Source organism: Agrobacterium sp. 10T429, from assembly GCF_056393925.1.
Map to the genome: position 1 here is coordinate 219,934 of NZ_JBFTGV010000006.1, position 26,329 is coordinate 246,262.

Annotated in this window: 23 protein-coding genes; 7 read left to right on the forward strand and 16 right to left on the reverse strand. The window is 59.1% G+C overall.

The window, feature by feature from the left end; all coding sequences use genetic code 11:
* Window positions 1-284: 284 nt before the first annotated feature.
* Window positions 285-1,337 (forward strand): threonine aldolase family protein, encoded by a 1,053-nt coding sequence (locus tag AC1DCP_RS15795; protein ID WP_038494281.1) that lies wholly within the window; start codon window positions 285-287, stop codon window positions 1,335-1,337.
* A 36-nt stretch (window positions 1,338-1,373) separates the two neighbouring features.
* On the opposite strand, the gene AC1DCP_RS15800 is transcribed toward AC1DCP_RS15795, so the two are convergent.
* The 9 genes from AC1DCP_RS15800 to AC1DCP_RS15840 all read right to left on the reverse strand — a co-directional run bounded on the left by AC1DCP_RS15800 (window position 1,374) and on the right by AC1DCP_RS15840 (window position 12,271).
* Entirely contained in the window at window positions 1,374-2,063 is a 690-nt protein-coding gene (locus AC1DCP_RS15800) for a response regulator transcription factor (protein ID WP_003511468.1), read from the reverse strand.
* Window positions 2,064-2,081: 18 nt separating this feature from the next.
* Entirely contained in the window at window positions 2,082-4,784 is a 2,703-nt protein-coding gene (locus tag AC1DCP_RS15805; protein WP_035251518.1) for a sensor histidine kinase, read from the reverse strand.
* A gap of 54 nt (window positions 4,785-4,838) precedes the next feature.
* Complete coding sequence (gene kdpC / locus AC1DCP_RS15810; protein WP_038495822.1) at window positions 4,839-5,405, reverse strand: potassium-transporting ATPase subunit KdpC; 567 nt, start codon at window positions 5,403-5,405, stop codon at window positions 4,839-4,841.
* An 11-nt stretch (window positions 5,406-5,416) separates the two neighbouring features.
* Window positions 5,417-7,501, reverse strand: a complete 2,085-nt coding sequence (gene kdpB, locus AC1DCP_RS15815) for a potassium-transporting ATPase subunit KdpB (RefSeq protein ID WP_035199695.1) — start codon at window positions 7,499-7,501, stop codon at window positions 5,417-5,419.
* A 219-nt stretch (window positions 7,502-7,720) separates the two neighbouring features.
* A complete protein-coding gene (gene kdpA / locus AC1DCP_RS15820) occupies window positions 7,721-9,424 on the reverse strand; it encodes a potassium-transporting ATPase subunit KdpA (RefSeq protein ID WP_476774422.1) in 1,704 nt (567 codons plus the stop codon).
* A gap of 33 nt (window positions 9,425-9,457) precedes the next feature.
* Window positions 9,458-9,547, reverse strand: coding sequence for a K(+)-transporting ATPase subunit F (gene kdpF / locus AC1DCP_RS15825; protein WP_003511473.1), 90 nt, complete (start codon window positions 9,545-9,547; stop codon window positions 9,458-9,460).
* A gap of 12 nt (window positions 9,548-9,559) precedes the next feature.
* Window positions 9,560-9,697 (reverse strand): hypothetical protein, encoded by a 138-nt coding sequence (locus AC1DCP_RS15830; protein WP_003497749.1) that lies wholly within the window; start codon window positions 9,695-9,697, stop codon window positions 9,560-9,562.
* Between the two features lie 166 nt (window positions 9,698-9,863).
* Window positions 9,864-10,817, reverse strand: coding sequence for an asparaginase (locus AC1DCP_RS15835; RefSeq protein WP_038494287.1), 954 nt, complete (start codon window positions 10,815-10,817; stop codon window positions 9,864-9,866).
* Window positions 10,814-12,271 (reverse strand): amino acid permease, encoded by a 1,458-nt coding sequence (locus AC1DCP_RS15840; RefSeq protein ID WP_019564934.1) that lies wholly within the window; start codon window positions 12,269-12,271, stop codon window positions 10,814-10,816. Before AC1DCP_RS15840 ends, AC1DCP_RS15835 begins: the two co-directional genes overlap by 4 nt.
* A 289-nt stretch (window positions 12,272-12,560) precedes the next feature.
* On the opposite strand from AC1DCP_RS15840, the gene AC1DCP_RS15845 reads away from it, so the two are divergent.
* Entirely contained in the window at window positions 12,561-13,973 is a 1,413-nt protein-coding gene (locus AC1DCP_RS15845; protein WP_065660509.1) for an aspartate ammonia-lyase, read from the forward strand.
* Here the strand turns inward: AC1DCP_RS15845 and AC1DCP_RS15850 are convergent.
* From AC1DCP_RS15850 to AC1DCP_RS15865, 4 genes are all read right to left on the reverse strand, one after another.
* Window positions 13,942-14,658, reverse strand: coding sequence for a FadR/GntR family transcriptional regulator (locus tag AC1DCP_RS15850; RefSeq protein ID WP_112674920.1), 717 nt, complete (start codon window positions 14,656-14,658; stop codon window positions 13,942-13,944). The genes AC1DCP_RS15845 and AC1DCP_RS15850 overlap by 32 nt on opposite strands.
* A 217-nt stretch (window positions 14,659-14,875) precedes the next feature.
* Window positions 14,876-17,947, reverse strand: coding sequence for an efflux RND transporter permease subunit (locus AC1DCP_RS15855; RefSeq protein WP_476774423.1), 3,072 nt, complete (start codon window positions 17,945-17,947; stop codon window positions 14,876-14,878).
* Window positions 17,944-19,029, reverse strand: a complete 1,086-nt coding sequence (locus tag AC1DCP_RS15860; RefSeq protein ID WP_019564938.1) for an efflux RND transporter periplasmic adaptor subunit — start codon at window positions 19,027-19,029, stop codon at window positions 17,944-17,946. Before AC1DCP_RS15860 ends, AC1DCP_RS15855 begins: the two co-directional genes overlap by 4 nt.
* Window positions 19,029-20,105 carry an efflux RND transporter periplasmic adaptor subunit gene (locus tag AC1DCP_RS15865; protein ID WP_025595357.1) on the reverse strand — a complete coding sequence of 359 codons (1,077 nt, stop codon included), beginning with the start codon at window positions 20,103-20,105 and terminating at the stop codon, window positions 19,029-19,031. Before AC1DCP_RS15865 ends, AC1DCP_RS15860 begins: the two co-directional genes overlap by 1 nt.
* Before the next feature lie 306 nt (window positions 20,106-20,411).
* Here AC1DCP_RS15865 and AC1DCP_RS15870 point away from each other — a divergent pair, with 306 nt between their 5' ends.
* Both AC1DCP_RS15870 and AC1DCP_RS15875 read left to right on the forward strand, forming a co-directional pair.
* Window positions 20,412-21,026, forward strand: coding sequence for a TetR/AcrR family transcriptional regulator (locus AC1DCP_RS15870; protein WP_019564940.1), 615 nt, complete (start codon window positions 20,412-20,414; stop codon window positions 21,024-21,026).
* Window positions 21,027-21,596: 570 nt separating this feature from the next.
* Window positions 21,597-22,628 carry a fatty acid desaturase gene (locus AC1DCP_RS15875; protein WP_476774424.1) on the forward strand — a complete coding sequence of 344 codons (1,032 nt, stop codon included), beginning with the start codon at window positions 21,597-21,599 and terminating at the stop codon, window positions 22,626-22,628.
* Between the two features lie 47 nt (window positions 22,629-22,675).
* Here AC1DCP_RS15875 and AC1DCP_RS15880 read toward each other — a convergent pair whose 3' ends face one another.
* Genes AC1DCP_RS15880 through AC1DCP_RS15890 form a run of 3 tightly spaced genes read right to left on the reverse strand, consistent with a single transcriptional unit; the run spans window position 22,676 to window position 24,080 of the window.
* Entirely contained in the window at window positions 22,676-23,251 is a 576-nt protein-coding gene (locus AC1DCP_RS15880) for a DUF4865 family protein (RefSeq protein WP_035199704.1), read from the reverse strand.
* Window positions 23,248-23,682 (reverse strand): cupin domain-containing protein, encoded by a 435-nt coding sequence (locus AC1DCP_RS15885; protein ID WP_476774425.1) that lies wholly within the window; start codon window positions 23,680-23,682, stop codon window positions 23,248-23,250. The genes AC1DCP_RS15880 and AC1DCP_RS15885 overlap by 4 nt, the downstream gene beginning before the upstream one ends.
* A complete protein-coding gene (locus AC1DCP_RS15890; protein WP_111795509.1) occupies window positions 23,679-24,080 on the reverse strand; it encodes a tautomerase family protein in 402 nt (133 codons plus the stop codon). The genes AC1DCP_RS15885 and AC1DCP_RS15890 overlap by 4 nt, the downstream gene beginning before the upstream one ends.
* A gap of 107 nt (window positions 24,081-24,187) precedes the next feature.
* Here AC1DCP_RS15890 and AC1DCP_RS15895 point away from each other — a divergent pair, with 107 nt between their 5' ends.
* The 3 genes from AC1DCP_RS15895 to AC1DCP_RS15905 all read left to right on the forward strand — a co-directional run bounded on the left by AC1DCP_RS15895 (window position 24,188) and on the right by AC1DCP_RS15905 (window position 26,322).
* Complete coding sequence (locus AC1DCP_RS15895) at window positions 24,188-25,090, forward strand: LysR substrate-binding domain-containing protein (RefSeq protein ID WP_476774426.1); 903 nt, start codon at window positions 24,188-24,190, stop codon at window positions 25,088-25,090.
* 147 nt (window positions 25,091-25,237) lie between these two features.
* A complete protein-coding gene (locus tag AC1DCP_RS15900) occupies window positions 25,238-25,693 on the forward strand; it encodes an Lrp/AsnC family transcriptional regulator (protein WP_013761886.1) in 456 nt (151 codons plus the stop codon).
* Window positions 25,693-26,322 carry a LysE family translocator gene (locus AC1DCP_RS15905; RefSeq protein ID WP_003511488.1) on the forward strand — a complete coding sequence of 210 codons (630 nt, stop codon included), beginning with the start codon at window positions 25,693-25,695 and terminating at the stop codon, window positions 26,320-26,322. Before AC1DCP_RS15900 ends, AC1DCP_RS15905 begins: the two co-directional genes overlap by 1 nt.
* Window positions 26,323-26,329: the final 7 nt, after the last annotated feature.

Below are 26,329 nucleotides of genomic sequence, written 5' to 3' on the forward strand. Positions count from 1 at the left end.
ATCCGGCTCGACCAAATTTAGGACAGCAAAGCTGTCTCAATTCGGGAGAATTTTGGCAGAAACCCGCGGGTTTAGCAAGGGTGCGAATCCAATTAGTCGCAGTGCCGATTTGCAGCGAAGTTTCGATACTGACCCATTGCGCGAAACTTTCTTGTCACAAAACGCTTCGGGCCGTTGCTTTCATTGCCGGATTTGCCAACCGCGAGGTTAGGTCCTAGAACTTTGCGGGTCATCGTCAACGCATTCCCAACACCAGCACAACAGCCATCGGAAAGCTTTCAGAGATGTTTTTTGCCTCAGACAACTGGGCCGGCGCCCACCCTGCCATCAACGAGCGCCTTTCGCGGGAATCCACCCGATTTGCGGCTGCCTATGGCACCAGCGCCCTCGACCTTTCCATAGAAAAGCGCTTCAATGAAATATTCGAACGCGAAGTGGCGGTGTTTTTCGTCGCCACAGGTACGGCGGCCAATTCTCTTTCGCTGGCAAGCATTGCCCGCCCCGGCGGCCTGACCTTCTGTCATTCCGAAGCCCATGTGATCGAGGATGAATGTGGAGCGCCGGATTTCTTCTCCGGCATGCGCATGGTTGCCGTCGAGGGACCCAACGGCAAAATGCTGCCGGAAAATCTGATCGAGCGCATTTCGCGCTATCCGCAGGACGCCGTTCATCACGGACGCGCCGCAGCGGTTACGATGACACAGGCAACCGAGGCCGGTACTGTCTATACGCTCGATGAAATCGACGCGATTGCCAAAATCGCCAAAGAGAACGGCCTGCCGCTGCATATGGACGGCGCACGCTTTGCCAATGCGCTTGCCGCACTCGGCACCACGCCCGCCGAAATGACCTGGAAACGCGGCGTTGATGTGCTCTCTTTCGGTGGCACGAAAAACGGCTGCTGGTGCGCGGAAGCGATCGTGTTTTTCGACCCCGCGCTCGCCAAAGACTTCGCCTTCCTGCGCAAGCGCACCGCCCAGCTTTTTTCGAAGTCGCGCTTCATCGCCGCACAATTCGAAGCCTATCTGCAGGACGATCTCTGGTTGGGTCTCGCAAGCCACGCCAATGCCATGGCCAATCGGCTGCGCGCCGGCTTCGCCTCGCTTAACAGTGCCCGTCTGGCATGGCCGACCACTGCAAACGAGGTTTTCGCCATTCTGCCGAAGGCTGCCGCTGAAGCGGCAACGGAGAAAGGCGCGAAGTTCTACGACTGGCTGGTGCCCCGCGATATGCCGGAAAAGGTCGGAAAGGACGAGGTGCTGATCCGCATGGTCACCAGCTTCGCAACGACCGAGACTGATGTCGACGACTTCCTGTCGATCTGCGCCGCCGTCTGACAAAACATTCGGGGGCGCCGTGTCGTAACGGCGCCCTCAAACCTCCTGCAGCCGGTAGCCGACACCGGTTTCCGTGAGGATATAGCGCGGCTGATCCGGAATTTTTTCGATCTTCTGGCGAAGCTGGCGTACATAAACGCGCAAATATTGCACGTCGGTCAACTCGTCCCACACATGCTCCAGCAGGAAACGGTGCGTCAGCACCTTGCCCGCATGCTGGACCAGAACCCGCAGAATATCATATTCCTTGGGCGAGAGTTTCACCTCCCGGTCCTCCACCTTGACGATGCGTCTGACGAGATCGACCGAAAGATCACCGGTATGAAACACCGGTCTCTCACCCTGGCTCTGAAGGCGATGGCGCAGGGCGACACGAATGCGGGCAACAAGCTCGTTCATGCCGAAAGGCTTGGTGATGTAATCGTCGGCACCCAGCTCCAGCGCCTTGACGATACCCGCCTCATCAGTGCGGCTGGAAAGAATGATGACGGGTAGGGAAAGCCCCTCGCCCCGCCATTTCTCCAGAAGCTCGTGTCCCGACATATCCGGAAGACCGAGATCAAGGACCACGAGATCGGGCTTGTCCTCGTTCATCAACTCCATCGCGACGCGGGCATTCATCGCCTCGCTGACCGCATAGTCCTGCGTCGAGAGACCGACCCGCAAAAGTTTGCGGATCGGCGGTTCATCGTCGACGATCAGAATGCGAACGGCGGAATTGGTCATTGCCGATCTCCTTCAGCCCTAGTCATGATTCAGCACCGGCACTTCGGCGGGAACGGGCAGGCTTATGGTAAATTGCGCGCCCGTGCGACCTGATCTGTTTTCAGCGCGAATAGATCCACCCATGGCCTCGATAAACCCCTTGCAGATGGATAGCCCGAGGCCGGTCCCGGCCTGCACATGGTCCGCCTTGCGCACACGGTAGAAACTGTCGAACACCCGCTCGGTATCATCAGGGGGAATACCCGGCCCCTCGTCGGCAACGGACAGGAAGACATGCCTGCCCTGCCGCCACCCGCGAATCTGGATTACGGTTTGTTCGGGCGCATATTTGGCGGCATTGTCGATCAGATTGAACAGAACCTGCTCAAAAAGCACCGGATCGACCTTCAGCATCGGCAGATCGGAGGGAATGTCCAGAACGATCTCGTGCCTGACAATTATTTTCGCCGCGCGTGAAAGCGCTGTTCCGACCATATCGCCAACAAAGTGCAGTCCGTAATTCGGCTCCATCGCGCCCGAACCGATCCTCGTCATATCGAGCAGGTTGGAAATGAAGCGGTTCAGCCGTTCGGATTCCTCGACGATGGTTAGAAGCAGTTCGGTGCGCGCCTCGAGCGGAATGTCGTCGGCGAAATCCTTCAGCGTTCCGGCGGAACCCAGAATGGCGGCGAGCGGCGTTTTCAGGTCGTGGGAGATGGAGGTCAAAAGCGCGGTGCGCAGCCGGTCGGTTTCCGCCGCAAGCCTTGCCCGATCGACATCCGAAACCAGCTGGATGCGCTCGATGGCAAGTGCCGCCTGATCCGCCAGCGCATCGAAAAGCCGCTGCTGCTCAGGTGTGAAAAGCGGGCCAAGCCGGTCGTCGTCCAGCCCCACCACCCCGACGGCGCCGCTGCCGGTGCGCAGCGGCAGATAAAGGCGTTTGGCACCCGGGAGCGTATCGGCGCCCCGGCCTGCAGCCTTGTTGTGTTCCCAGGCCCAGTGTGCGGCCGCAATGTCCGCATCCACGAGCGTGTCATCGGGCGGATAGCCCGCCTTGACGGTGATCGAATTGTTTTCGGGCAGAAGCAGGACGACCCTGACTTTCAGCATCGACGCCATCTGGAACGCGGTTGCCCACAATACGTCATCCAGCGTGCCGGTAACCGCGAGTTTTTTGGAAAAAAGGTACAAATCTTCCGTGGTTCGCGCACGCATCCGTGCAGCTGCGGCCTGCCGCTGCACCGCCGCAGTCAGATTTGAGGCGACAAGCGCCACACCGAGATAGAACAGCAGCGCCACGACGCTTTCGGGATCGCGGACAGTCAGGGTATAACGCGGTTCAAGAAAGAAAAAATTGAACGCAAAGGCACCAAGCAGGGAAGCATAAAGGCCAGGCCCCAGCCCTCCGCGCACGGCTGCCGCAAAAACCGCCATCAGGAACACCAGCGCCAGATTTTGAACATCAAGGGCTTGGTCAAGCACGATGCCGGCCACGATTGCCAGTCCGACAAACAGGGTGCTGTTGAGATAGGGCAGTATCGAAAACCGCGATTGAGCCGTTGCCGGTTTCACGGTCTGGACCGGCTTCTCCACGTTTTTGTCGCCGGAAATGACATGCACGCTGATATCGCCGGCATGGTCTATCAAATCATGCGTCAGCGAACGCTGCAGAATTCTCTGCCACCACGACCTTCGGGGACGGCCGATGATGATGTGGGTGAAGTTATTGGCGTTGGCATAGGATATGATTTCGTGCGTCAGGTCGAGCGCCGGCAGGGTTACTGTCTCGCCGCCCAACTGCTGCGCGAGCCGCATGGTGCCGGCCAGCCGATCCTTCTCCGCCTCCGACAATTGCTGAGAGCGAGGCGTGTCCAGATGCAGTGCCGTCCACGGCGCGCGCAGGCGATCGGCCTGCCTTCGGGCATAACGCACCAGACCGGGGCCGTTGCCGCCGTGGTCCAGACAGACCAGAACACGGTCTCCCGCAGCCCACGGCCCGGAGATGGCGTGCGACTGCATGTGGTTGAGCAATTGCTCGTCCACCCGCTGCGCTGTGCGCCGTAGCGCAAGCTCGCGCAGGGCCGTCAGATTGCCGCGCGAAAAATAGTTCTCGATGGCGCGCCGCGCGGTGCGGGGCATATAGACCTTGCCGTCCTGCAGGCGCTTGATCAGATCGTCGGGGGTGATATCGATGATCTCAACATCGTCAGCCCGGTCAATGATGCTGTCCGGCACCGTTTCGCGCACGCGGATACGGGTGATCTGCGCCACCACATCGTTCAGGCTTTCCACATGCTGAATGTTCAATGTCGTATAGACATCGATGCCCTGCGCGAGAATTTCCTGAACATCCATATAGCGCTTGGGATGCCGGCTGCCGGCCGCATTGGTGTGGGCCAGCTCATCGACCAGAACCAGCGCCGGTCGACGGGCAAGAATGGCGTCGAGATCCATCTCGTTCAGCGCCTGGCCGCGATAATCAATGTTCCGGCGCGCAATGATCTCGAAACCCTGCACAAGTGTTTCGGTTTCCTTGCGGCCATGCGTTTCCACGACACCGATAATGGTATCGACACCATCTGCGAGTTTTGCCCGGCCGGACATCAGCATTTCATAGGTCTTGCCGACACCGGGAGCTGCGCCCAGAAAAATCTTCAGCCGCCCTCGCGCCTCGCGCCGGGCGTTTTCAAGCAGCGCATCCGGCGATGGTCTGCTCGGCATATCACGATTATCGTCAGGCATTTAACCCACCAGTGGACAAGCTATGGCTTCCAAAGAAGCCATAGCCATTTCAGTTCATGAGCCGGCTGCGTCAAGAGCCATGTTGAGAGCCAGCACATTTACAACGGGCTCGCCCATGAAGCCCAATTCAGGCGCCTCCACATGGGCGTCGACGACGGCGCGCAGTGACGCTTCGTTCATGCCCCTTGCCTTGGCGACACGCGAGACCTGAAAATAGGCGGCCTCAGGCGACACATGCGGGTCAAGACCGCTGCCCGATGCCGTCACCAGATCAACGGGAACCTCGGCTGCCGGATTTTCGGCTTTAGCAGCCTCGTAGTCCTGCTTCACCCGGTCGATAAGCTTTGCGCTCGTCGGTCCCAGGTTGGAGCCGGAAGACGACGCGGCATTGTAGCCGTCGCCGGCAGCTGACGGCCTGCCGTGGAAATATTTCTCGCCGGTGAAGGCCTGCCCTATCAATTGCGACCCGACAACAGTCCCATTCTTCTCGATCAGACTGCCATTTGCCTGGAAGGGAAAGATAGCCTGTGCGAGGCCCGTCATTCCAAGAGGATAGGCAAGGCCGGTGATTGCGGTGGTGGCAAGGATCAGCACCAGTGCGGGACGTAGCTGTTTCAACATTTCCATACTCCTCAGGCGAGACCAAGCGCCGTAATGGCGAGGTCAATGGCCTTGATGCCGATGAAGGGCACGATGATGCCGCCCAGACCATAGATGACGAGATTGCGCGACAGCAGCGCCCCGGCCCCGATCGGGCGGTATTTGACGCCCTTCAGCGAGAGCGGGATGAGCGCGATGATGATGAGCGCGTTGAAGATGATGGCAGACAAGATCGCACTTTGCGGTGTCGAAAGACCCATGACATTCAGCACGCCAAGCTGCGGATAGAAGGCCAGGAACATTGCCGGGATGATGGCGAAATATTTGGCGATGTCGTTGGCGATGGAGAATGTGGTGAGCGCGCCGCGCGTCATCAGCAATTGCTTGCCGATTTCGACGATTTCGATGAGCTTGGTCGGATCGCTGTCGAGATCGACCATGTTGCCAGCCTCGCGCGCTGCGACCGTGCCGGTGTTCATGGCGACACCCACATCGGCCTGCGCCAGTGCGGGCGCATCGTTCGTGCCGTCACCGCACATGGCGACTAGCTTGCCCTTGGCCTGTTCCTCGCGGATAAGCTCCAGCTTGTTTTCCGGGGTCGCCTGGGCGAGGAAATCGTCCACCCCTGCTTCCGCCGCGATGGCAGCGGCCGTCATGGGATTGTCGCCGGTGATCATCACCGTGCGGATGCCCATGCGGCGAAGTTCGGCGAAACGCTCGCGAATGCCGCCCTTGACGATATCCTTCAGCTGCACGACGCCGAGCAGCTTTCCGTCGCGCACGACGGCAAGCGGTGTGCCGCCTGTCTTGGCTATCTCTTCCGCGATCGTGCGGATGTCGCGCGTTACATCCGTTTCGGTTTTAACGGCAAGCGCCGTATTGCCTTGCTGCGTAACACCGCCATCGACATAGGAAAGAACGGCATCGACAGCCCCCTTGCGAATGGAAGAGCCTTCGAAATCCACACCGCTCATGCGGGTCTGGGCGGTGAAGGGCACGAAAGTGGCGTGCAGTTTCTGCATGTCGCGGGCACGGATGCCGTATTTTTCCTTGGCGAGAACGACGATGGAACGGCCTTCCGGCGTTTCGTCAGCAAGCGATGCAAGCTGCGCCGCATCGGCCAGTTCCTGTTCGGAAACACCGGTGACGGGGCGGAATTCGGTTGCCTGGCGGTTGCCGAGCGTTATCGTGCCGGTCTTGTCGAGCAGCAGCGTGTCGACGTCGCCGGCGGCTTCCACCGCGCGGCCGGACATGGCAAGCACGTTGAAACGCACCAGCCTGTCCATGCCGGCAATGCCGATCGCCGACAAGAGAGCGCCGATGGTCGTCGGGATGAGCGTCACGAACAGTGCCACCAGCACGATGATCGGGATGGAGCCACCGGCATAGGCCGCAAAGCTCGGAATGGTCGCGGTGGCCAGAACGAAGATCAGCGTCATGCCCGCAAGCAGAATGTTGAGCGCGATTTCGTTCGGCGTCTTCTGGCGCTCGGCGCCTTCAACGAGCGAAATCATCCGGTCGAGGAAGGTGGAGCCGGCAGCAGCGGTGATGCGAACCCTTATCCAGTCCGACAGCACCTGCGTACCACCGGTGACAGCCGAGCGGTCGCCGCCGGATTCGCGGATAACAGGGGCGGATTCGCCCGTTATTGCCGCTTCATTGACTGAGGCAACACCTTCGATGACTTCACCGTCGGACGGAATGATGTCGCCAGCCTCGACGAGAACGACATCGTTCACCTTGAGGCCAGCGCCGGCTACCATCGTGTATTGGCTACGATCATCACCGGTCAGAAGTTTCGCCTGGGTTTCCGTGCGGGTTTTCCGCAGCGAATCCGCCTGCGCCTTGCCGCGCCCTTCGGCTACGGCCTCGGCAAAATTGGCGAAGAGAACGGTGAACCAAAGCCACAGATTGATCTGGAAGGAAAAGCCGAGATTTGCATTGCCGATGATGAGATCGCGAACGAACAGCACGGTAGTCAGCACCGATACCGTTGCCACGACGAACATGACCGGATTGCGCGCAAGCGTGCGCGGATTGAGCTTTTTGAATGCGTCGGCAATTGCCGGAACGAGAATGCGAGAATCAAGGATGCTCGCTTGTTTGGACTGGCTCATGAAGAGACTCCAGCGTTTGAAAACAGGGCGACCGATGAGGGTCGATCAGCCCGTGAGAACTTCGAGAGCGCAGACGGCGGCGAACAGAGCCGCCATCATTGCAAGAATGAGATTGGATGCGCACCAGCCGCCCGGGCCGGCGCTCCCGCGAACAGGAGCGCCAGTGCGGACAGGAAGGGTGCGGTTAAATCGGGGAGTATCCTTCGTCATGGCACCACCTCAAAATACCTGGCCGGCGGCCATGACCAGATGTTCCACGACCGGACCAAGCGCCAGGGCCGGCAGGAAGGTGAGGCCCCCGACGACCACGATCGTGCCGACGAGCAGACCGACGAAGAGCGGGCCGTCCGTGGGGAAGGTGCCGGCTGATGCCGGAACGGTCTTTTTGGTAACCAGCGAGCCGGCAATCGCCAACGCCGGGATGATCACCAGAAAACGTCCCATCAACATGCCAAAACCAAGCGTGATGTTGTACCAGGTCGTGTTGCCCGTGAGGCCGCCGAAGGCAGAGCCGTTGTTGGCAGCAGCGGAGGTATAGGCATAAAGAATCTCGGAGAACCCGTGCGGTCCGGCTGTGCCGACCGACGCGACCGCCGAGGGCAGGATGGTGGCGGTGGCTGTGAAAACCAGCATGGCGAGCGGCAGGCAGAGAATGGCCAGAACCGCCATCTTCATCTCCTTGGCCTCTATCTTCTTGCCGAGATACTCCGGCGTGCGCCCGACCATCAGCCCCGCCACGAAAATGGCGATGATGATGAAGAGAAGAATGCCATAGAAACCCGCGCCAACGCCGCCGACGATTACCTCACCCAGTTGCATGTTGATGAGCGGAATGAGACCACCGAGCGCCGTGAAGCTGCCATGCATGGCGTTGACCGCACCGCAGGAGGCAGCGGTGGTGATGACCGCAAAGAGCGACGAGAGTGCCACGCCGAAGCGAGCTTCCTTGCCTTCCATGTTGCTTCCGGCAAGGCCGAAGCTGTCCATCAGCGGATTTCCGGCTGCTTCCGCCCAATAGGTCACTGCAACACCGGCGATGAACAGAACACCCATGGCAGCAAGGATTGCCCAGCCCTGACGGGTGTTGCCGACCATACGGCCGAAGACGTTGGTGAAGGCAGCACCGATCGCGAAGATCGACACCATCTGGATCATGTTGGAGATGGCATCAGGGTTTTCGAACGGATGCGCGGAATTGGCATTGAAGAAACCGCCGCCATTGGTGCCGAGCATCTTGATCGCCAGCTGCGACGCTACCGGGCCGACTGCGATCGTCTGCCGCGCGCCTTCAAGCGTCTGGGCGCCGACATAAGCGCCAAGCGTCTGCGGCACGCCGAGCCATACGTAAACCAGGGTAAGCACGATACAGGCAGGCAGCAGGATGTAGAGCGTCGAGCGCACCATATCCACCCAGAAATTGCCGATGGCCTTGCCGGACGCGCGCGCGAAGGCGCGGATTAGCCCGATTGCAATCGCCATGCCCGTCGCGGCAGAAACAAAGTTCTGCACGGTGAAACCAGCCATCTGGGTCAGATAGGACATGGTGCTTTCGCCACCATAATTCTGCCAGTTGGTGTTGGTGACGAAGCTGACTGCCGTGTTGAAAGACAGTTCCGGCCCGACTGCTGCCATTCCTTCCGGATTATATGGCAACATACCCTGAAAGCGCATGAGGGCGTAAAGCAGGGCAAAACCGAAGAGGTTGAAGAGGAGCATGGAAAACGCATAGGTCGTCCAGTGCTGTTCTTCGCGCTCGCTTGTCCCGGCAAGGGCATAAAGGCCGCGCTCGACGGGTGCGAGAACCGGCGAAAGCAGGGTGCGTTCGCCATTGAAGACTCGCGCCATATAGAAGCCGAGAGGCTTCACCAGCGCGACAACGATCCCGCAGAAAAGCAGGATCTGAAACCATCCATTGAGGGTCATGGTATTGAACTTTCAATAGCCGCCGCTTCCCGATCAGAAGCGTTCGGGGCGAATGAGAGCATAGGTGAGGTAGGCGGCGATAAAGACGGTGACGGCACCGCTCAAAACATAGTCGAATAACATCTCGACCTCCGCCTAAAGCCGGTCGCAGGCGCGCGTATAGGCAAAGCAGAGCGCGAAAAACACCGTGGCTGCGCCGATCAGAATAACGTCCATCATCGATGGGACTCCTTTTTTAACCGAGGAGCCGGACAGGAAGAAAAGCGCCGTCATGTGGGACGTCGCTTTTCATTCTTTCTGGCTGGGAAGAAACACCATCCCTTCCCGCACAGAAGAATGCACCCGAACCGCATAAAGGTTCGAGACGGCCGCAGATGGAATAAAATAGGAATCCCATAGGAATTTCGATGCTCGCCAATGCGGGCATTGCAGCCGCTGCTTAAGAGAGCGAGCCGTCTTTGAACGCGGAAACGATCTTTTCCGCCGGGCTGTTGGCGGCAATCAGCGCCGCAAGCAGTATACGCGCCTGTCCGGGGCGCAGCGTTGACGAATGGATGGCACCGGCCGCGACCAGATCGTGACCACCGCCGCCACCGCCGTAACTCGCCACCAGCAGTCCTTCCGGGACCCTGCTGGAGACGACGACGGGAACGCCTCGCTCGGCACAGCGCTTCACCGCCACAGCGATGCCCGGATTGGCGTTGCCGGAGCCAAGTGCGGCAAGCACGATCCCATCCGCACCGGCCTGCAGGCTCGCCTCGATATGGGCGGCATCACAACCGGGATAAATGGCAACGATATCAACCCGCAGATCGGCGAGGGGCACTGCAAGCTCCAGCGCTGCGGCATGGGCCGCCGGCCGCGCAGAGCGGAACGCATCCGCCGCATCCGCGCTCAGCTTGTACAGCCCCCATGCCGGCAGACATCTGCCGCCGAAGGATAAAAGCACGCCGCGTTCGGCATTCGTCTGATCAAGCGCCGTTTCTATGGCCGCGGCCAGATTGGACGGCCCGTCCGCATTCGGATGGTCGGCTGTAAACTGTGCGCCGGTGAAGACAACCGGCTTGGTGATGGCATGCTGCAAATGCACGAGCAGCGAGGATTCTTCCATCGCATCGGTTCCATGCAGAACGACGACACCGGTGACAGCGGGATCATTGAGCTCCACGCCTACCGCATCGCTGATGCGCTGCATGTCGGCCAATGTCAGGCTGGAGGAATCCTTCGCCATCAGATCGACCGGCTTCAGCCTCGCGTTGATTTGCGGAACCAGTGCAAGCAGGTCTTCACCCGAAAGGCTTGGTGTGCTGGCGCCATCGGCGCCGCGCCTGCTGGCGATGGTACCACCGGTGGCGATGACCGCCACCAGTGGAGCTTCACCATGCCCGCTCAATGCGATGCTCCCGCGCCTGCACGTTCGCCGGCCAGACGGTGGATACGGTCGCGCAGCATATACCAGCCGATGACCAGCGCCGGGATGATGACCAGCAGCGAAGCGATGGTCCACGAGCCGACAGGGTAATCAAAAGCCATCAGCACCAGCACGCCGAACAGGAAGACGAGCGTGAGAATGCCAGTGTAAGGCGCACCGAACATGCGGAAATCCGGGCGAGCCAGTTCGCCGCGCCTGGAAAGCTGCCACAGTTTGAGCTGGCAGAGCACGATGACGGCCCATGCGCAGATGATGCCGAGCGCCGACAGGTTGAGTGCAATTTCGAAGGCCGCAGCTGGCACGACGGCGTTCAGCGCCACACCGAGAACGGTGACGGCGGCGGTCACCGCAATACCGCCATAGGGCACGCCAGCCTTGTTCATCTTTGCCAGCGCTGCCGGCGCCGATCCAGAGACCGCCATCGAATGAAGAATACGGCCGGTAGAATAAAGCCCGGCATTGAGCGAAGACAACACGGCGGTTAGCACCACAAGGTTCATGATCACATCCGCACCCTGAACACCGATGGAACCGAAGAAGGTAACGAAGGGGCTCTCGCCAGCCTTATAGGCGGTATAAGGCAGAAGCAGCGTGAACAGCAATACCGAGCCGACATAAAACACCACGAGGCGCAGCACCACGGCACGGATGGCACGGGGCATGACCTTGCGCGGGTCTTCGGTTTCCCCTGCCGCCGTGCCGATCAGTTCGATCGAGGCGTACGCGAACACTACCCCCTGAATGATGACGAAGGCGGGAAGAATGCCGTTCGGGAAGAAGCCGCCATTGTCGGTGATAATGCTGAAGCCTGTCACATGCCCTTCAATGGGCGTGCCAAAGATGACGAAATAGACGCCAACGACGAGGAAGATCGCAAGCGCCAGCACCTTGATCAGGCTGAACCAGAACTCAAGCTCGCCAAAAACCTTCACCGACAGCATGTTCATCGCCAGCACGACCAGAAGTGCCGTAAGTGCAAACACCCATTGGTCGATGCCCGCCAGCCAGGGGACGTAGTGCTTGAAGAAGTTCATATAGAGCGCAACGGCGGTCACATCGGCCACCGAGGTCATTGCCCAGTTCAACCAATACATCCAGCCGGCAAAGAAAGCCATCTTCTCGCCATAGAACTCGCGGGCATAGGACACGAACGAGCCGGAACTCGGGCGATGCATGATTAGTTCGCCAAGTGCACGCAGCACCAGAAACGCAAAGAAGCCGCAAAGCGCATAAACGAACACCAGCGCCGGACCGGCCTGCGCCAGCCGTCCACCGGCGCCCAGGAACAGCCCGGTGCCAATTGCGCCACCAATCGCGATCATCTGGATCTGACGCGGTTTGAGTGCCTTGTGGTATCCGAGGTCTTCTTCCGTGAAGACCTCGCGTTCGGCAGGTGCCGTTTTTACAGATTTCATTGATATTTCTCCTCCCAATGAATTTGCTTTGCAGTCGGCGATACGCCGGAAATCAAAATTGGAACTGGCATGCTCGGTGCTGGATACAGCACCAGCAAGCTCATGCATCGCTGTAAAGCTGCATGACAGATTTTTGCCCTCATAATTGCAGAGAATGCCGTTCGTCAAGGGGATCGAAGCATTATTGACCTTCGTACGGCGAAGGATTAAGGTCGAAAAATCTGTAAGACAGCTTTACAGATTTAGGTAACGCTTTGAGCTATTGGAGGAAAAAGTGGGCGTGACGCGCATGGAGCATGATTTGCTCGGAACGAAGGAAATTCCGGCAGATGTTTATTGGGGCGTGCACACGGCGCGCGCGGTGGAGAACTTTCAGATCACCGGCGTAACGATCGGCCACAACCCCTATCTCGTCAGGGGACTGGCCTATGTGAAGGAGGCCGCCGCCCTCGCCAATCACGAGCTTGGCTTGCTTGACCGGGAGCGGATGGAAGCAATCGTCAAGGCCTGCCGCGAAATTCGTGAGGGTGCGCTTCACGAGCAGTTCGTCGTGGACGAAATTCAGGGCGGTGCTGGCACTTCCACCAACATGAACGCCAACGAGGTCATCGCCAACCGGGCACTTGAACTGCTCGGCCACGCGAAAGGCGATTATGCCCACCTTCACCCCAACGACCACGTCAATCTCAGCCAGTCAACCAACGACGCTTATCCGACGGCGGTCAATGTAGGAATGATCGAAGCGATCGACGATCTCGCGGCTTCGATGGGTGTGCTGAAAGACGCGTTCGATCGCAAGGCACAGGAGTTTTCCGGCTTCATCAAGCTGGGACGGACGCAATTGCAGGATGCCGTGCCGATGACGCTCGGTCAGGAGTTCCGCACTTTCGTGGTGATGCTGGGCGAGGATCAGGCCCGCCTCATCGAATCCGCAGCCCTGCTGCACGAGATCAATCTCGGCGCCACCGCCATCGGCACCGGGCTCAATGCACCGCGCGGTTATGCGGCGCTTGCCTGCCAGCATCTGGCGCGGTTGACCGGACGCCCGCTGGTGACGGCCGCCGACCTGATCGAAGCGACGCAGGACCCCGGCGCATTTGTGCATCTGTCCGGCGTGTTGAAACGTGTCGCCGTCAAACTGTCGAAAACCTGCAACGACCTTCGCCTGCTCTCTTCCGGCCCACGCGCCGGCATCGGCGAAATCACCCTGCCCTCCGTTCAGGCAGGGTCCAGCATCATGCCGGGCAAGATCAATCCGGTCATTCCCGAAATGGTCAATCAGGTGGCTTATGCGGTAATCGGCAACGACATCACCATCACAATGGCCGCCGAAGCCGGGCAGCTTCAGCTGAACGCCTTCGAGCCGATCATGGTGCGTGCCCTTTCCCAGAGCATCAGCCAGCTAAGCGCCGCTTGCCGGACTTTGGCGGCACGTTGTGTCGATGGCATCGTCGCCAATCCCGCCATCATGGCACAGCGTGTGGAGGAATCGATCGGTCTCGCAACCGCGCTTAACCCGCTGATCGGATACTATGCAGCAACTGACGTCGCAAAGGAGGCGCTGGCCAGCGGCCGCACCGTGCCGCAGGTGGTGCTGGAGCGCGGCTATCTGACGGAGGCGCAACTTCAGCAGGCACTGAGCCCCCGCCACCTCGCCAACCTACCCGCGCTTACGGGTGTGGAACCCGATCTTCTCCAATAATGGTCGTTACCACCTGCTTCACCTGACCCAGGTGAAGCTCCATCGCTTCTCGCGCATCGGTGGCTGAACCCCGCCGGATCGCCTCGACGATCCGGCGGTGCTCCAAATTCGATGCAACGCGCCGGCCAGCCATCAGGTTGACCATCTCGGACTGTTGGGAAAGAGCCTCGCGCGCATCGGCCACAACCTTGGCAAACAGTGCATTGGACGAGGCTTCCGCAATGGCGCAATGAAACTGCCCGTCCAGCAGCACCCACGGATGCGGCCTTTCCTCAGCCTCCATCCTGTCGCAGAGTTCGAGCAGAGTCTCTAGTTGGGCATCCGTGCGACGCAGCGCCGCCCAACCTGCCGCCGGCACCTCGATGAAGGGGCGTGCCTCGATCAGGTCACGGGCGGAATATGCTCCGTAACTCAATTCAGCAGGCGGTGTGGCGGTCATTACATAGGTGCCGCTGCCCGTGCGCGTCTGCGTCAACCCCAGAGTCTGGAGAGATCGCAACGCCTCGCGCACGATCGGCCGGCTGACACCATATCTTTCCGCCAGATGGGCTTCGGAGGGCAGCCGGGTTCCGACCACGAGCTGACCAGAGGTGATGGCCGAACGGATATCTTCGAACACCACTTCTGCGGCATTCTTGCGATTGATCGGCTTTGCGTCTGCAAGCCAATCCGACAACCCGCCCATCCTGCAACCCTCCGGCACCCTTGGTCTGTCAACGACGCAGAAGCAAACGCTTATCTATTGAAGGACAGCGCCGCTCCCGCAGCTAAGCCGATCTTCCTAACACTATCTGCGCCGAAGGAACAACGATGGCGGGCACATTTGCAGAATTTAAGCGGGACAGTGGCTTTGCCGGTGCCACACCCTCGCGATCACGAGGGTGTGGCTGTCTCACAGGAAATTACGTCTTGATTTCCTGAACTTCCTGTTTGTCATCTTCGCGCGGAATGCGGAACCACGCGACATAGAGTGCCGGAAGGAATAGCAGCGTGAGCGCCGTGCCAACCACGATCCCGCCCATCATGGCATAGGCCATCGGACCCCAGAATATCTCCCGAGATATGGGGATGAGGGCAAGTGTTGCCGCCGCAGCCGTCAGCATGATCGGTCGCATGCGATGCTCGGTCGCCTCGATGACGGCGCGCCAGGCAGAGACCCCCTCGCTTCTGAGATGTTCGATCTGAACGACGAGAATGACCGAGTTTCGGATCAGAATACCGATCAGTGCCAATATGCCGAGAATGGCGACGAAACCCATCGGCGCGTTGGAGAGCAGCAGCGCTGCCACCACGCCGATCAGCGCCGTCGGGGCAACGGCAAAGACAAGAAACAGCCGGCTGAAGCTCTGCAACTGAACCATAAGGATCGTTGCCATCGCAAACAGCATCAGAGGCACCACGGCTACGATTGGCGCCTGCGAATCCGCGCTGGATTCCACCGAGCCTCCTATTTCCACCTTGTACCCCACGGGGAGCGACTTTTCGAAAGCCTCGAGTTTCGGCTTCAACTGCTCCACGATCGTCGCCGGCTGCGTCGGGCCGATGATGGCGGCCTTGACGGTGACTGTCGGAATTCTGTCGCGACGCCAGATGGTCGGCTGTTCCAGCTCGTAGCGGAAATTGGCGATTGCCGACAGCGGCACGGCCTTGCCGTTCGTGGCTGGCAATTGCAGGTTCTGCAATGTTTCGATGGAGCCGCGCTCCGCCAGCTGCGCACGCGCCACCACATTGACGAGGTAGATATCATCCCTGACCTGCGTCACGGTGGAACCCTCGACAATGCTGTTCATGGCATTGGCGATGTCTTCCGAAGACACGCCCAGTTGGCGGGCCTTGTCCTGCAAAACGTCGACCTTGACCACCCGCGTCGGCTCATTCCAGTCCATGACCATGTTGGACAGCAGCCGATGCTCGCCGACGATGCCCGCCAGCTGCTGGCCGAGTTCGCGGACATGCTGGATATCCGGACCGCTCAAGCGATATTGCACCGGCTTTCCGACCGGAGGGCCGATGTCGAGCAATTTCACGAAGGCGTCGGTGCCGGTAAACGTCCGGTTCAGATAGTCCTGCAACTCAGCGCGCACCTTGTCGCGCACATCAAGCCCCTTGGTGACGATGATCGTCTGGCCGAAGGTGACATCAGGCGTCTGCACGTCAAAGGAGAGGATGAAACGTGGTGCGCCTTCACCGACATAGGTCGTCCAGTGGTCGATGTCGGGGTTTTTCGCCAGCGCTTCCTGCTCGAACTGTGCCATCTGCCGGTTGGTTTCGGCAATCGAGCTGTTCTGTGGCAGGTTCCAGTCTACGATCAATTCCACACGGTCAGAAGCCGGGAAGAACTGCTGCTGCACGAGGCTCATGCCGCCAACGGAAAGGGCAAACAACGCAACCGTGAGGATGATCGTAACCCAACGAAAGCGCAGCGCCCGGGCTAGAAGCCAGGAAAAGCCAGAGGCAAAACGGCCCTTCTTCTCATGGTGCGATTTCATCGTCTTGGGCAACATCGCCACGCCAAGCAGTGGCGTGAACACAACCGCGACAATCCACGACACGATCAGCGAAACGGCGATCACCACGAACAGGGTGAATGTGAACTCACCCGCCGCGCTGTTGTTGAGGCCGACGGGAATGAAACCGGCAACGGTGACCAGCGTACCGGTCAGCATCGGGAATGCGGTCGAAGTATAAACATAGGTCGCCGCTTTTCTGAGATCATCGCCGACCTCGAGGCGTGCGACCATCATCTCGACAGCAATCATAGCATCGTCGACGAGAAGCCCGAGCGCGATGATAAGCGCGCCGAGAGAGATGCGTTGCAGCGAAATGCCGGTATGTTCCATATAGACGAAGGTGATCGCCAGCACGAGCGGTATGGAGACCGCAACCACCATGCCCGCCCGCAATCCGAGGCTGATGAAGCTGATGACGAGAACGATTGCAATTGCCTCGAACAGCGCCGAAGTGAAGCCGGAGACCGCCTCATCGACCACGGCCGGCTGATCGGACACGCGGTGCACATCGACGCCAACAGGCAGGTCCGCCACGATACGCTTCATCTGTGCATCCAGCTCCTCGCCGAAATGCACGAGGTTCGCACCGGTTTTCATGCCTATGGCAAGACCGATGGCCGATTGCCCGTTAAAGCGGAACAGCGAAGACGGCGGATCGACATAACCGCGCCGGATCGTCGCCACTTCCGTCAGCGGGAAGAACCGGTTGTTGACGCGCAGATTGATGGCGCGAAGGCTGTCTTCCGAGGTGAACTGGCCGCTGACACGCAGCGCAACACGTTCCGGCCCGGCATTGACGAAGCCGGACTGGGTGACAGCATTCTGGGCTTGCAGCGTCTTGATAATCGATTGCTGATCGATGCCCAGCGCTGCGATCTGCCGCGTGGAAAACTCCAGATAGATCGCCTCGTCTTGCGCGCCGATGACATCAACCTTGCCGATATTATCGACAGTCAGAACCTTGGCACGCGCGTCCTCCACCAGATCGCGCAATTGCCGCTGGCTGAGACCGTCGCTGGTGAAGGCGTAGATATTGCCATAAACATCGCCGAAACGGTCGTTGAAGAACGGGCCGACAACGCCTGAGGGGAAGTCGCCCTTGATGTCGCCGATCATGTTACGCACGCGCACCCAGGTGGGTTCGACATTCTTGGCTTTGGTTTCCGGCACGAGTTCCACGAAAATCGTCGTCTTGCCAGCCACTGTCTGGCTGCGCAGATAGTCGAGATTGTCGAGTTCCTCGAGCTTCTTCTCGATCCTGTCGGTCACCTGCCTGGCCACTTCCTCCGCGGAAGCGCCGGGCCATTGCGCGCTGATCACCATTGTCTTGATGGTGAAATTCGGATCTTCCTCACGTCCGAGGTTGAGATAGGAGAAAACACCGGCAAGAACGAAGACCAGCATGAAGTACCAGACGAGCGAACGGTGCTCGAGCGCCCAGTCGGAAAGATTGAATTTCTTCACTGATGGACCTCCTGATCGATCCTGATGGCTTGACCATCCTTAAGCTTGTGAACGCCGGCACTGGCGACGCGTTCGCCGGGCTTGACGCCGCCGGTGATGCGCACACTGCCGCCTTCAGCGGGCTCGCCCTCTATTTTGACCGGGCGCGAGGTGACCGTGGCCGTATCGGTATTGACGATCCAGACACTCCAACCGTCTTCGGTTTTCAGCAGGGCCGACGAGGGGAGCATGATCTGCGATTCGGAGGCGGCAATTGCTGAGGCCGTGACGACCGAGCCGAGCCGGAATGTCGGCGGCGCATCCTGAAGGCTGATTTTCGTGCGGCGCGTGCGTGTCGCGGTTTCGGCTTCTGGGGCAATCTCACGCACCACGCCGGTGGTGCGTATCTTTGGGTCCAGTTGCAGGGCGATATCGAAGGTCGATCCGATATCAAGTCGCTGCGCCGCAAATTGCGGAACATCGACCACAACATCCCGCACTTCCGGGCGGGCAATGGTCACGACCGTCTGTCCGGCAGAGACGACCTGGCCAATTTCACCGGATGTCGCAGTCACCACGCCGTCAAATTCCGCGTGTAGCTGCGTATAGCCCAGTTGCTCCTCGGCCTTATCAAGATTTGCACGGGCTTTGGCGACGGCGGCATTGGCCGTTCGCGTGGCCTGCTCGGCCTCTTCAAGTGCTGCTTCCGTGCCGCTGCGGGCCTCGGCCAGCACGCGCTGACGCTGCTCGGTCGTCACCGCATTGGCCAGTTGCGCTTCGGCGTTGGACAGATCGGATTGGGCGCTCTTTACCGAAAGTTCCAGCGCGAGCGGATCGATCGAGGCCACCACATCGCCTTTCTTGACCAGATCGGCCACATCGACATTGCGGGCAATGATCCGGCCGAGAACACGAAAGCCGAGATCGGTCTGAATTCTCGATTCCACCGTGCCGGTCAGCCGCAGCGCATCGGCGCGCGTCTCCCCTACGACAACGGAGAGCACCGGGCGCGGCGCCTCAGCGGGCGCTTCCTGCTTTTCCTGGCAGGACGAGACCGCAATCGCCGGAAGCAGCAAAAACAAGCTTCTGTTTATCCTGAACATTATTGTGCCTGCCCCTTTTCATAGGCGACCTTTTCACCGGTGCGGAGAAATTTGGTCCCGCTGGTCACGACGAGATCGCCGGGAAGAAGTCCTTCCGCCACGACGAATTGACCCGTCTCATAGTCGGAGACCTCAACCCGGCGCATGGCGATTTCCGAGGACTGCGCATCGACCACCCAGACGGCGGGAAGGCCGTTCTGCGATGCCATTGCCGACCAGGGAAGCTCAATCGCCTCCACCTGCTTGAAGCGGAAATGACCCGATACCGGTGCTCCGAGCGGCATGGTCATATCGCCGTTCAGGCCAACCTTGACCCGGATCGTCCCATTGTCGGGATCGATCGTCGGGGAAATCTCCCGCACCGGTCCCTCGACAGCGCGGGCGGGATCCGACAGGAGGCTGACATTGACGAGATTGTCGATATCGCGCTCGAGGAACAGGGATTCGTAGACATCAAATACCGCATCGCGCGGCCCGTCATGCGCCAGCGTGAAAACGAGCTGAGCGGCCTGCGCCACCTGACCGACTTCGACATTGCGCGCGGTGATCACACCATCCGCATCGGCCCTGAGTTCGGTGTAGGAAAGCGCATCGCGCGCCGTATCCAGCTGGGCCTGCGCCGATCTGACGGCGCCTTGTGTGGTGAGCAGGGTTTCCTGCGCCTTGTCGACCGCGGAGCGCGAAGTCACCTGCGTCTTGAAAAGACTTTGCTGGCGATCGAATGCCAACTGCGCCTGCGTCATCTGCGCTTCGGCAGATTGCAGGTTGGCCACCGCAACGTCGATATCCGCCTTTTGCTCTTCCGGGTCGATGCGAGCAAGCAATTGCCCGGCCTTTACCGGGGTACCCACATCCACCAGCCGCTCGGTGATCTTGCCGCTCACCCGAAAGGAAAGGTCCGTCTGGACCCGTGCCCTTACTTCACCGGTGATGACGCTGCCACGGCCGACGGGCTTTTTCGCTGCCGCAACCACATCGACGACACGCAACGGCTTTTCAGCAGGCGGCTCTTCGTTGCTGCAGGACGACAGGGCGAAAATGCCGCCGACCGCCATTGCTAAAAGAATGCTTTTCATGGTGACCTCTTGATCTTCGCCTCACCCTATAATATTTGACTGACTGAATAGTCAATGAAATTCTTGTGTCGCCGATCGGGAACCGTCCGGACGTCAAACCGGGCTCCCCGAATGATCATTACGAATTGCCCGGCGCGTCCTCTCGGACGCATCGGGGGATGTGCCGACATATTGAACCACGCACCACGTCTTGTAAAAATCGATTCCGGTTTTTACGCCGGTGCTATAGGCAAACCACCTGTCATTTCCGTCGATTGCGACGGGTAAAAAGGCAAGTGCCGAAACAATACGTAGGGATCCGGGGTTATGGCAAAAGCAAAACTGACACGCGCAGAACAGAAGATACAACGTCCGTTGGAAATTCTCGACGCCGCATTCGAGGAATTCACCAAGAGAGGATTTACGGCCACGCGGGTGGAGGACATTGCCGAGCGGGTGGGAGTGACGAAAGGCACGGTCTACGTCTATTTCGAAACCAAGGAGGCTCTTTTCGAGGCGATGATCAGGCATGCCTCGGCACCTTTTCAGGAGGCATTCAAGGCTTATGCACGCACGTCGGATGATCCCGTCGAGGAGCTTCGGATGCTTCTTGAATTCCTGTTCGACGCCCTCGTCGACAATAGAAAGATGCGGGAACTGTTTCGCTTCATCGTTGCGGAAGGAGCAAAATTCCCCGATCTCATCGACCAGCACCATGACGTGGTGATGGCGCCGGTATTCGAGCGGATCAATACGATCCTCGAAGAGGGCGTGGCGAAAAAAAGGTTTAGAGCCAACCCCACCGAACTGGCCAAGGTCGTCATGTCACCCATAGTCGGAACATTGGTTTTCCGGTTGATTTTCGACGATCGGCGCAGTCTGGACAAGCAGGTCGTTCTGAAGATTCATCTCGAACTGATCATGCGCGGGCTGCTGGCATAAGGGGCACTCTCCTGCCAGTCGATGACCCCTGATGCTGCGATCTGATACATCGCAAGAAACCTTACATGTCGGGCGCGATACAGCCACAATGCTGCGGTAAGGGTCTGTTGCCTCGAGCATATTGCTCGTATTTGAACGAGTAATTGCCATCCTGTTGCCGAGACCCGCTCAACACTCCAACTTTTCAGCGATTTTAGTTGCCGAGTCGAGCTGTGCTCCTGCGAGAGAATGCCAGTGCCGATTAAATTCTAGTACCCTTCAATCAATTTGAGGTCACCCTGCCCCTCTGTGCAAACAGCGCCGGTACAGTTAGACAGAACAGGTTCCAGCCGCGCAGAGTTGTGCGAGATCCTCGCCGAGCAGATCGACTTAATTAACCGTTTCAGATTTCAGGAGCGAGCTTACAGCTCGAACATTTATGAACAAAACAGTGAATGCCCGCGCCGAGCAGAGCACGGAACCGCCGCGGCAACGCGTGTTGGCTCGAGATCGGGCTATTCCAGAAAACGACCGCCAGCGCGGTGAACACTTTTTTCGAAATGCAGGCGACCAGAAGGATTGCTATCAACCATGACCGCGACGTTAACAGCCCAATTACCTGGCGGCGCGAGTGAAAAGGCCCTGCTTAAAATACTTTCGAATTATCGCAAACCCCGCACCGGCCGCAGCCTGTACGAACTTGCCGTGACGCTTGTTCCCTTTGTATTCCTTTGGGCAGCAGCGTCGGTATCGATTCATTTTGGTTACTGGCTTGGCCTGCTTCTGGTGATCCCCGCAGCCGGATTCCTGTTGAGGCTCTTCATACTGCAACACGATTGCGGACACGGCTCTTTTTTCGGGCGCCGTCGCTGGGATGACTGGACGGGTCGCGCAATCGGTATCCTGACGCTGACGCCCTACGACTATTGGCGCCGCGCGCATGCGGAACACCATGCGTCAGCCGGCAATCTCGATGAGCGAGGGGTTGGCGACATTACAACTCTGACCGTGAACGAATATCGTGCGCTCTCCCCGCGCGGAAAACTCGGTTATCGCTTGTACAGGCATCCGCTGGTGATGTTCGGCATCGGTCCTGCTTTCCTGTTTCTGTTCAAACAAAGGCTACCGTTTGGCATGATGCGGTCTGGAGCGTTGCCCTGGATTTCGACAATGGCAACAAATGCCGGTGTGGCCGTATTGGCCATTCTTCTCATCTGGGCGATAGGGCTCGTGCCTTTTCTGTTGGTTCATCTGCCAATAGTGCTGCTTGCCGGGTCAGCAGGTGTCTGGCTGTTTTATGTCCAGCACCAGTTTGAAGAAACCCACTGGTCCAAGCCTCCGGAATGGACTTTTCCCCATGCGGCGATGCATGGCGCCTCGTATTACGATCTGCCGGGTCCGCTGCGTTGGATCACCGGCAATATCGGCATGCACCATGTCCACCATTTGTCGAGCAAGGTACCTTTTTACAGGTTGCCAGAGATTCTGCACGACTACCCGGAGCTTGCGAAACTTGGTCGCATCAGCCTTCGCGACAGCCTGGGCTGCGTAAAGCTCATTCTGTGGGACGAATCCACCAAACGGCTGATTTCGCTACGTGAGGCAGAAAAGCAACCGCGATAGACGAGAGCTGGAACGACGCAATACCCCTTGAGCCGGTGCGTGAGGTATCATTCCGCTAAATGCAGAACCGACCCCAATGAGACGTGGCCAACAGTGTAGGTTTGCATTGTTTCAGTAACGGCCGGCACTGTCGGCCAGAGGTTGAACTGTAGCAGCAGCCATTTTGTTGGATCGAATGCGGCTATGGCCGCGAGCGCGCCGGCCCTGATTGCTGAACGCGCGTCCGCGGTCGCAGTATCGCGCAGCTTGGCCAGATCAGAATGGGGCGCTATGGACCGAGCCTCCCGTGTGGCATATCGCGAAGCTGTAAGATCAGGTACGTGGTCGGCGTGCCAGACCAGCCACGTCTGCACCGACGGCCAGCCGAAGTCCCGTGTCAGAACCGCAAAACCTGGACCGGACAAGAAGCTGTCTATCCCTTCTGGCTCATCCCAGAGATAGAACGGCGCGTAGAGATTTTCAGCACTGGTGAAGCCGGCATCCTGCTTTCTCGCCGAAAGATAGGCCTTGAAGCGCAGGCGTGGAAAGCCATCGAGCAGCGGCCCCTTCTCCCTTATGCGCCGGTCTATGATCGCCATGTCGTAGCCGGCAGGCAGCGTGAAGCTGTATTGCATGGCGATCATGACGTGCTCTCCTCTTTTTTGACAGGTTCCATCCAGTGGATGGCAGTTCCACTCCTGACCGGCTGGACGCTGAGATAGCTGAAGGGACAGGACGGCGCGGCGCCATGCCAATGGGCTTCGCCGGGCGCAAACCACACCGCATCTCCGGCACGGACTTCACGCGGATCGTCACCCTTGCGTTGGACGAGACCGATGCCATCCAGCACGAAGAGAAGCTGGCCGCGCGGATGACTGTGCCAATGGGTCACGACCCCCGGCGGCACAAAAGCGCGCATTGCCGTCATCTCGCCATCGATCCGGCTCGATAACAGCATCTGGACGAGGAAGGCCCCGCTGGAGATACCCTCAGGTGCCGCAACTATTCCGTCACCGGCTCGACGCACGCTCATGGTGGATGGACAGGCCGGTTGCATCTCGAAAAAATCGGTCATCGGCCACTCCCATCCGCTGGTGTGCCTGCTGAAACGCCTGATGCAAAGGACCAGTCATCAAACGTCGAGTTGACGATGGCGACCATCACATCCTCCGGCCTCACACCGGGCGACACCGCCAGGTTTTCGACGAGCCTCGCATAGAAGCGCGCCTTGGTTTCCGGCGATCGCGTCTTGCCGGTGGTGATATGAAAGAAAATGAAATCATCCGACCGAGGGCCGCCGCGATATGTTCGGTCGAAGATCAGTTCGCCCGGTTGGTGCTGGTGGATTGCAGCGAAGCGGTCGTTTTCCGGAACGTCAAAGCAGTCGACAAGCGCGCGGTCGAGACTGTCGGAAACCGCCTTGAGATAGTCGGCGGATTTGCCCGCAAGCAGAGATATTCGGGTGAAAGGCATGAATGCGCTCCGTTCAAGAGGATTGACAGCCACACTATGAAACGACATCATCATCCTGAAAATCAAATTATTCAGGATATTACGTCCTGATTTTAGGGACATTTAACTTGCGCCTTACCCATCTGGATCTGGACGCGCTCCGCAGTTTCGTGATTGGCATCGAGACCGGGTCGTTCGCGCAGGCCGCAGACAGACTAGGGCGTTCGACCTCTGCGGTCAGCGCACAACTTAAGAAGCTGGAGGACCAGGCCGAAACCGCTCTGGTGCGCAAATCCGGGCGGGGGCTGGCGCTGACCGAGAGCGGCGAAGTGCTGCTGTCCTATGCCCGCCGCTTATTGAGCCTGAATGACGAGGCGATCAGCGCCGTTCGCGGGCCGGAACTCGCAGGCTGGATCCGCCTCGGGATTCAGGAGGATTTCGGAGAAACCGTGTTGCCGCAGGTGCTGGGCCGTTTCGCACGCGCCCATCCACAGGTTCGGATCGAAGGGCGCATCGCTCGCAATAGCGAATTGCGGGAGAAGGTCGAGTCCGGCCATCTTGACCTCGCCTTGGCCTGGAACGACGACACGGCTTCGCCAGCTGAAACGGTTGCATCCATGCCACTGTGCTGGCTGGGCGCGGAGGAAGCAGAAACTGTCTGGCAGACCGGCGGGAAAGAGCCGCTGCCACTTGCAGTCTTGGAAGCGCCGTGCCTTTTACGTAGCATTGCCTGCAACCACCTTGATCAACAGCGTATCGCCTGGCGCATTGCATTCGTCAGCCCAAGCCTCGGCGGGTTGTGGGCTGCGACAGCCGCAGGCCTTGGCATCGCACTTCGCACACCGTTCGGCCGGCCGCCTGCCGTACGGGTTCTCGATCCAGTTACCAACGGTTTGCCGCAACTCCCGTCGCTGGGGCTCAGCCTTCTTCGCTCCGGAAAAGACGAAAATCCAATCAGCGCCCATCTTGCCACGATCATCCGCCAAGCCTTGCAGGAATCGCTGCCGGAAGCATGGATAGTGCGACCGTAATCGCTGAAACAGCATAAGCTTCCGCCAAGATTACATGCATGGCGAAGCTGCAGGGGAATCTTGGCCCCGGCTCAAGGCTTGCGCTCGATTCACTAAAATTCCGCATAATATCTTTCATTATCATAATAAACATGATTATCTGCGGAAATGGATTCAACAGACCGCAAAATCATCAGTCTTCTTGCAGAAGACGCCCGCCGCTCTCTGGCTGATATCGGAAATGTCGTGGAGCTTTCCGCTTCGGCCGTGAACGAGCGCATCCGACGCCTGACGGCCAGCGGGGCGATCCGTCGCATCACCGTTGATGCCGATCCATCCGCATTCGATTTGCCCGTGATCGCCTTCGTGTGGATCGCGTTGGCGCCGGATGCGGACGAGGCCGCGTTTCGTGTCTATGCGGCGTCGCAGTCCGCTATTGCGGAATGTCACCATGTGACCGGGCAGTGGTCCTACCTCGTCAAAGTTCACGTCGGGTCGCTGGCGGAGATCGAAACCTTTCTGGCGACAATGAAACAGAACGGGTTCCTTGCCCGTACCGAAACGATCATCGCCCTGTCTTCTGTCGTGCCGGGACCATTTATGCCGAAGGAAAGCGTGGACTGATGGAACTGATGCTCGTTTTGAAAAGCATTGTGCTGGGCCTTGCGGTCGCAGCCCCGCTCGGCCCCATCGGCGCCCTCTGCATCAACCGGACCCTTGAGCGCGGGTTCTGGGCGGGAGTGGCAGGTGGCCTTGGGACTGCCCTGGCGGATGCCGTGTATGCCAGCCTCGCAGCGCTCGGCTTTTCCGCTTTCGCGGCGACCCTTGCGACAATCGATACGCCGCTCAAAATCGTTGGCGGCCTTTTCATGCTGTGGCTCGGCTGGAAAAGCCTGAGGCCCAAACCTCTGGCAGAAGCGGCCAAGGTTGGAGCGCGCGATCTGCTCGGCACCATCACCGCGACCTTTTTCCTGACGATCACCAACCCCATGACGATTCTGTCCTTTGCAGCAATTTTCGCGGGTCTCGGCCTTGCTGACGCATCGGGAGCGACGAGCGCGTTTTTTGTGGTCGCGGGCGTTTTTCTAGGGTCTTTATTGTGGTGGTTCATGTTGAGCGGCGGCGTTGCATTTGCCCGGCAGCGCCTTCCCACCACCTTTGCCCGCTGGGTTTCCCGCCTGTCCGGAGTGATCCTTGTCTTATTCGGGCTTTTTGCCCTAGGTTCACTTGCCTGGGGCATGATGGCTCATTGAAATGCAA

Excerpts from the sequence above, each read along its gene's own strand:
- AC1DCP_RS15795 (WP_038494281.1), top strand. The coding sequence starts at position 285 with ATGTTTTTTGCCTCAGACAACTGGGCCGGCGCCCACCCTGCCATCAAC.
- AC1DCP_RS15840 (WP_019564934.1), bottom strand. The coding sequence starts at position 12,271 with ATGAAATCTGTAAAAACGGCACCTGCCGAACGCGAGGTCTTCACGGAA.
- AC1DCP_RS15865 (WP_025595357.1), bottom strand. The coding sequence starts at position 20,105 with ATGAAAAGCATTCTTTTAGCAATGGCGGTCGGCGGCATTTTCGCCCTG.
- AC1DCP_RS15830 (WP_003497749.1), bottom strand. The coding sequence starts at position 9,697 with ATGACGGCGCTTTTCTTCCTGTCCGGCTCCTCGGTTAAAAAAGGAGTC.
- kdpA (WP_476774422.1), bottom strand. The coding sequence starts at position 9,424 with ATGACCCTCAATGGATGGTTTCAGATCCTGCTTTTCTGCGGGATCGTT.
- AC1DCP_RS15870 (WP_019564940.1), top strand. The coding sequence starts at position 20,412 with ATGGCAAAAGCAAAACTGACACGCGCAGAACAGAAGATACAACGTCCG.
- AC1DCP_RS15800 (WP_003511468.1), bottom strand. The coding sequence starts at position 2,063 with ATGACCAATTCCGCCGTTCGCATTCTGATCGTCGACGATGAACCGCCG.
- AC1DCP_RS15845 (WP_065660509.1), top strand. The coding sequence starts at position 12,561 with ATGGAGCATGATTTGCTCGGAACGAAGGAAATTCCGGCAGATGTTTAT.
- AC1DCP_RS15900 (WP_013761886.1), top strand. The coding sequence starts at position 25,238 with ATGGATTCAACAGACCGCAAAATCATCAGTCTTCTTGCAGAAGACGCC.
- AC1DCP_RS15850 (WP_112674920.1), bottom strand. The coding sequence starts at position 14,658 with ATGGGCGGGTTGTCGGATTGGCTTGCAGACGCAAAGCCGATCAATCGC.
- kdpC (WP_038495822.1), bottom strand. The coding sequence starts at position 5,405 with ATGTTGAAACAGCTACGTCCCGCACTGGTGCTGATCCTTGCCACCACC.
- AC1DCP_RS15860 (WP_019564938.1), bottom strand. The coding sequence starts at position 19,029 with ATGTTCAGGATAAACAGAAGCTTGTTTTTGCTGCTTCCGGCGATTGCG.
- kdpF (WP_003511473.1), bottom strand. The coding sequence starts at position 9,547 with ATGTTATTCGACTATGTTTTGAGCGGTGCCGTCACCGTCTTTATCGCC.
- AC1DCP_RS15875 (WP_476774424.1), top strand. The coding sequence starts at position 21,597 with ATGACCGCGACGTTAACAGCCCAATTACCTGGCGGCGCGAGTGAAAAG.
- AC1DCP_RS15890 (WP_111795509.1), bottom strand. The coding sequence starts at position 24,080 with ATGCCTTTCACCCGAATATCTCTGCTTGCGGGCAAATCCGCCGACTAT.
- AC1DCP_RS15805 (WP_035251518.1), bottom strand. The coding sequence starts at position 4,784 with ATGCCTGACGATAATCGTGATATGCCGAGCAGACCATCGCCGGATGCG.
- kdpB (WP_035199695.1), bottom strand. The coding sequence starts at position 7,501 with ATGAGCCAGTCCAAACAAGCGAGCATCCTTGATTCTCGCATTCTCGTT.
- AC1DCP_RS15880 (WP_035199704.1), bottom strand. The coding sequence starts at position 23,251 with ATGATCGCCATGCAATACAGCTTCACGCTGCCTGCCGGCTACGACATG.
- AC1DCP_RS15905 (WP_003511488.1), top strand. The coding sequence starts at position 25,693 with ATGGAACTGATGCTCGTTTTGAAAAGCATTGTGCTGGGCCTTGCGGTC.
- AC1DCP_RS15885 (WP_476774425.1), bottom strand. The coding sequence starts at position 23,682 with ATGACCGATTTTTTCGAGATGCAACCGGCCTGTCCATCCACCATGAGC.